At 71.1% G+C, this 5583-nt stretch carries 3 protein-coding genes; 1 reads left to right on the top strand and 2 read right to left on the bottom strand.

Annotated elements, in window-relative coordinates:
- Positions 1–182 precede the first annotated feature (182 nt).
- Positions 183–2609 carry an ABC transporter permease gene (locus tag AC36XV_RS03500; RefSeq protein ID WP_492202286.1) on the bottom strand — a complete coding sequence of 809 codons (2427 nt, stop codon included), beginning with the start codon at positions 2607–2609 and terminating at the stop codon, positions 183–185.
- A 373-nt stretch (positions 2610–2982) separates the two neighbouring features.
- Here AC36XV_RS03500 and AC36XV_RS03495 point away from each other — a divergent pair, with 373 nt between their 5' ends.
- Positions 2983–4839, top strand: a complete 1857-nt coding sequence (locus AC36XV_RS03495) for an ankyrin repeat domain-containing protein (protein WP_492202285.1) — start codon at positions 2983–2985, stop codon at positions 4837–4839.
- 63 nt (positions 4840–4902) lie between these two features.
- Here AC36XV_RS03495 and AC36XV_RS03490 read toward each other — a convergent pair.
- The coding region (locus AC36XV_RS03490) for a tetratricopeptide repeat protein (RefSeq protein WP_492202284.1) at positions 4903–5583 on the bottom strand (681 nt) is incomplete at its 5' end.

Below are 5583 nucleotides of genomic sequence, written 5' to 3'. Positions count from 1 at the left end.
CGATCGGGCGATCCCGCTTAGCGGGCGAAACCACGGGGAGGATCGTGGCACGGGCCGGGCTTCTCTCACTCTGAAGGGTTTGCCAGCTGCCAGGAGCACCCTACCAGCATAGCCACAAGTGTGTAGAGGGGAAGTCGCGCGGCCCCCGGCCTGGGCCGCATCCGGAGGGCAGCCGCCCTCCCCTACTCCACACGGAAGGCCGTCACCGGGTCCACCCGCCAAGCACGCCACGCGGGCAGCATGCAGGCGAGCAGCGCCACGAGGCTGAAGAACGCTACCACGCCCACGAACGTCACCGGATCGGCTGCGCCCACGCCGAACAGCAGGTCGCTGATGAGCCGCGCGGCGCCGAACGCGGCGGCCACCCCGATCGCCAGCCCGACGCCCACCAGCAGGAAGCCCTGGCTCACCACCATGCCGAGGATGTGCGCGGCCCGGGCGCCGAGGGCCATGCGGATCCCGATCTCGTGCGTGCGGCGCTGCACGTGGTAGGCGAGCACCCCGTACAGGCCGAGCGCCGCCATGAACATCGCCACGGCCGCGAAGAGTCCCACCGCGCTCACGATCGTCCGGTCGAACGAGGTGGAGCGATGGATGACCTCTTCCATGGAAGCCACGTGGGCGAGAGGGATGTCCGGATCGAGTCGCCGGAGGATCTCGCGCAGCTGCCCTGCCACGGCAGTCGGGGCTCCGCGCGTCCGCACGATCAGCCGCATGCCCGAGCGAGCGTTCTGCGCGTACGGGAAGTACATGGCCATCGGCCGCTCTCCGTCCAGCCCGTCCATCACCATGTCTCCCACCACGCCGACGATCCGGTAGCGGGCTTCCTCGCCTTCGTCCACGGCGAGCTCGCGCCCGATCGGATCGACGTCCGGGTAGATCGTGCGCGCCGCGGACTCGCTGATGATCACCACCGGCTCCGAGCCCTCGGCGTCCGTGTCGCCGAAGCGGCGGCCCCGGAGCTCCGGCACGCCGAGAGCGGCGTGCAGGTCCGCCGTCACGGTGCGGCCGTACACGAGCAGGTTCTCGGAGGCATCGGCGGGCGGGTTCTCCGGATTCCAGGCGGCCGTGTTCCCTCCCCCTTCACGGATCGGAACCCGGCTGATCAGCCCCGCCTCCTCCACTTCGGGCAGGGCCTTCGCCTCCTCGAGGAATCGCCGGTAGAAATCGATGCGCTCCGGAGCCTCCGGGTAGCGGGCGCTGAGCAGGCTCACATCCGCCGTCAGCACGTGTGCGGTCCGGAAGCCCGGGTCCACGCCTGCCAGTTTCAGGTAGCTCCGCACGAGGAGAGCCGCGCCCACGAGGAGCACCACCGACAGGGCCACCTGGCCCACCACGAGGGCGGCGCGGAAGCGCGCCCGGCCGCCCGAAACGGTCCGGGAGCCCGCCTTGAGCTCCCCAGCCAGGTCGACACGGGAGCCCACGAGAGCCGGTGCGAGCCCGAAGACCAGCACGGTCACCAGGGAAAGCGCGAAGGCGAACAGCAGCACCTCGGGCTGAAGGCCGGCGGACTCCAGGGCGAGGCGGGTGAGCGGCGTGGCGGCAACGAGCGTGCGCTGCAGGAGGAGCGCGATGGCCGTGCCGAGCGCCCCGGCGGCGAGAGCGAGCGGGACGCTCTCGGTCACCAGCTGCTGCACGATCCGGCCGCGCGGCGCCCCGAGGGCGGAGCGCATGGCCAGCTCGGTGCCTCGAGTGGAGCCCCGCGCCAGCAGGAGCCCGGCCACGTTTCCGCACGCGGTGAGGAGCACCAGGACGATCGCCCCCGTGAGCATGAGGAGCGTGGGCCGGAATCGCTCCACCATCGCCTCCTGGAGCGGCGTGATCAGCATCCCCTTGTTCCGGTTCGACTCCGGGTAGGCCTCCGCGAGGCGGGCCATGATCACGTCCGCCTCCGACTGCGCGACATCCGCAGTGACGCCAGGGCGCAGTCGACCGACGATCAGCCAGTTGTGGAACTGCCGGAAGTCCGCCGAGGGCCCGAACTCGTCGCCCATCGGACGCAACACATCGGCGTCGTTCACGAACCGGAAGTCGGGCGGCGTGATCCCGACCACGGTGACGGGCCGTCCCTCGAGCATCAGCGTCGCACCTGTGATCTCCGGGTCCCCGCCGAGCCGTGTGCGCCAGAACCGGCCGCTGAGAACGACCACCGGGGCCTCGGTCTCCGCCTCCTCGGGGGTGAATTCGCGTCCAAGATGGAGGCGGGCGCCGAGCGTGCGAAACAGGCCGGGCGACATCCAGCCGAGCGCCACCCGTTCCGGCTCGTCCGTGCCCGTGACCGTCGCCTGCCCGGTAAACGGAGTGATCGTGGCCATGGACTCGTACGAGGTCGACTCGTCCCGCAGGCTCTCGAAGTCGGGGCCGGCCGAGTTCCAGCCCACGTCCCCGCTCGGCCAGATCGTCCGGCCCACGACCAGACGATCCGCCTCCGGGAACGGCAGGGTCCGGAAAAGTGCGAGGTTCACCACGCTGAACATGGCCACCGTGGCGCCGATCCCGAGGCCGAGCGTGAGGAGGGCCGTGAGCAGGAGGCCGGGTCTCCGCCGCAGGGAACGGAATCCGTACACCAGATCGAGACGAAGCTCGTCCAGCCAGGCGCGGGCACGCATGGTGTCTCCGAGTGTCGAAGTTCGGCGAGGGGGTCGCCGCTGATGGTTGGACAGCGGGAAGGCGAGGACGGTTGAATACCGTTTCCGCCGTTCGGCGGACCGCCAGCGCGCTTTGGTCGGCAGAGGGGGGTGAAACCCGGGCCTTCAGGTTCAGGAAGATATCTTCCCGAACTCGCATCACGCGTTTCGGGACGGGTCCTCGCTCACGCCCGCGAAACCCGGCCGGGCAGCGGGGGTACGCCTTCCCGTGCCCGGATCTCCCCCCGATCCGGGCCGCGCTTCACGCCCGCGCCGGACCGCGGGCGCCGCTACGCTCACACCGTGCGCCGCGACGGCCCACCGGACTCGCGGCGTTCGTTGCCGAGGGGGGACCATGCACTCCGATCGCCGCCGGATGCCGCACCGCCTGTTCGCAGCCACGCTGCTGGCCCTCCTCTCGATTACCGCCGCCGGCCAGGGAACGTCGCCCCTCGCCGCCCAGTCCATCCGCGAGGCCTCGCGCGAGGGCAATATCGAAGCCGTCCGCGTCCTCCTCGCCGCCGAGCCCGCCCTCGCCCGGGAAACCGATGCGGACGGGCGAACCCCCCTGCACCACGCGGCGGCCCGCGGCTACGTCGAGATCGCGGCCCTCCTGATCGAAGCCGGGGCCGACGTGAACGCGGCGGACGAGGACCTCGAGCGCCCTCTCCACAGCGCCATCCGCGCCGATCAGCAACCGACCGCAACGCTGCTGCTGAAGAGCGGCGCCGGCGTGGACCCCCGGAACGCGTACGAGCGCACGCCGCTGCTGCTCGTGGCCCGGGAGACGGGAGATGCCGACATGGCCGTTCTGCTGCTCGAGGCGGGGGCCGACGTGGATGCGCAGGACCGGTTCGGCGCGCCCCCGATCGAGCTCGCGGCGTGGCGGGGCTTCGGGCCGCTGGTGGACCTGCTGCTGGACGCGGGAGCCGCGTTGCCTCCGCCCGACAGCCCGGAGAACGCGGCCCTCGTGATGTTCTCGGCCGAACGGGGCCTCGACCGTCTGTTCGAGCGTACCGCGGTCCCGGGGGTGGATCTCACCGGTCGGAACGACCGCGGGGGCACCCTGCTGCATTCGGCGGCCCAGGGAGGCTCCCCCGAGATCGTGGAACGACTGGTGGAACTTGGAATCGACTTGAATTCACAGGATGTATATGGTTTGACAGCAATGCATTATGCTGCAGAGCTTGGACGGAGCGCGGTGATCGAGCGGCTGGTGGCGCTGGGGGCCGATCCCGACCTCCGCAGCCTCGCGGGCGACTCGCCGTACAACGCCGCGACCGAAGCGGCACGCACCGGAGCGGCGGAACGGCTGGAGGCGCTGGGGGCCGACACGAGCCCGCCTCACTTCCCCGTCCTGGAGGGCCCGTACATGGGGCAGGCGCCCCCGGGTCCCGACGAAGCGCCCGCGCCCTTCGCGGTCGGGGTCGTCTCCACGCACCGGTTCCAGCACGGCACCGTCTCGTTCGCTCCGGGCGGCCGGGAGGCGTGTTGGTCCACGCAGCTCACTTTGGAGGCTTCCGGGTACTCGGACGGGGCCATCGTGTGCTCCCGGATCGAGGGCGGGCGGTGGACGCGGCCCGAGGTCGCTTCCTTTTCCGCGCTCGAATGGAACGATGACGTGCCCATCTTCACCCCGGACGGGCAGCGGCTGTACTTCCTCTCTTCCCGGGCCGGGCCGGGCGCCGAGGCGGGACCGGAGCGCATCTGGTACGTGGACCGTGAGGAGGACGGCGGGTGGGCGGACCCGGTGATGGTGGAGGGCGGGCCCAATACGCTGGAGCTGCACTGGCAGTTCTCCGTCGCCGCGGACGGGAGTCTCTACACGCCGGGCGAGGGAGACCTGTTCGTGTCCCGCTTCGCGGACGGAGCGTGGCAGAGGCCCGAGCGGCTCCCCGGGACGATCAACAGCGAGGCGGACGAGCTGGCCCCGTACGTGACTCCGAACGAAGACCTCCTGCTCTTCATCCGCGCCGGACACCCGGAGAACCGGAGCTACATCAACGTGTGGGCCAGCTTCCGGGAGGCGGACGGGTCGTGGAGCGAGGCCGTGCTCCTCCCCGAGCCGATCGCCACCCGGGGGGGCGAGATGTGCCCGATCCTCTCGCCGGACGGGCGCTACCTGTTCTTCAACAGCTCGCGGGTGGGGAGCGACGACAACTTCTGGGTGGACGCGGGCTTCCTGGACGCGCTCGGGGACGGAGATCGTTAGGGGAACGGAGAGAGAGCGAGGCCCGCCGGCCGCCTCGGGTCGCCTCGAGCCGGATCGCTCGCTTCAGCCGTCGAGCAGCGTCTCCAGCCGGGCGCGGGCCTCGTCGTCCCGGGTGAGGTCCGGGTCGGCTTCCTCCCACGCCTGCAGGAAGCGGACGTAGGCGTCGCGAGCCTTCTCGCGCTCGCCCAGCTCCTCGTAGATCTCGCCCAGCTGGAAGGTGGCGCGCGAGCCCTGGAACCCGCCGCGCATCGTCTCGAAGTAGGTCGCGGCCTCGCGGAGCCGTCCGTCCTCGCGGTGCAGCACGCCCAGCCACGAGCGGATCCATGCTTCCGCCACGGAGCCGGTACCCTGCAGTCTCGCGAGATCGTCGATCGCCGCTTCCCGATCGGCGCCGGTCGACATCCTGGCTCGCCGGTACGCGTCCAGCGCGTCGGCCATCTGGGCGCGCTCCGTCGCCCGTGCCTCGTCGCCCGCCTCGCGGGCCTCCACGGCGGCCGCTCGCAGTTCTTCCACGAAGGTCCCGACGACGTCCGTTTCGCCGAAATCAGCCAGCATCATGCCGAGGCCGATCACGCAGTGCCTTCCGCCGGAGCCCGCCGGTCCGCAGGTGTCCGGGGGCAGCTTGGCCTCCAGCTCCTCGCGGGGTACCGGACGCACCCAGTCGTCGATGGTGACCGCGCTCCACACGTGCATCCACCCGGGACCCTCCGGATCGCCCCAGATCTCCATCGCGGCGTCCGCCTT

The organism is Candidatus Benthicola sp. (genome assembly GCF_058719085.1).
The sequence above is the reverse complement of the archived record's forward strand: the minus strand, read 5'-3'. Positions and strand labels throughout refer to the sequence as shown.

Excerpts from the sequence above, each read along its gene's own strand:
- AC36XV_RS03500 (WP_492202286.1), bottom strand. The coding sequence starts at position 2,609 with ATGCGTGCCCGCGCCTGGCTGGACGAGCTTCGTCTCGATCTGGTGTAC.
- AC36XV_RS03495 (WP_492202285.1), top strand. The coding sequence starts at position 2,983 with ATGCACTCCGATCGCCGCCGGATGCCGCACCGCCTGTTCGCAGCCACG.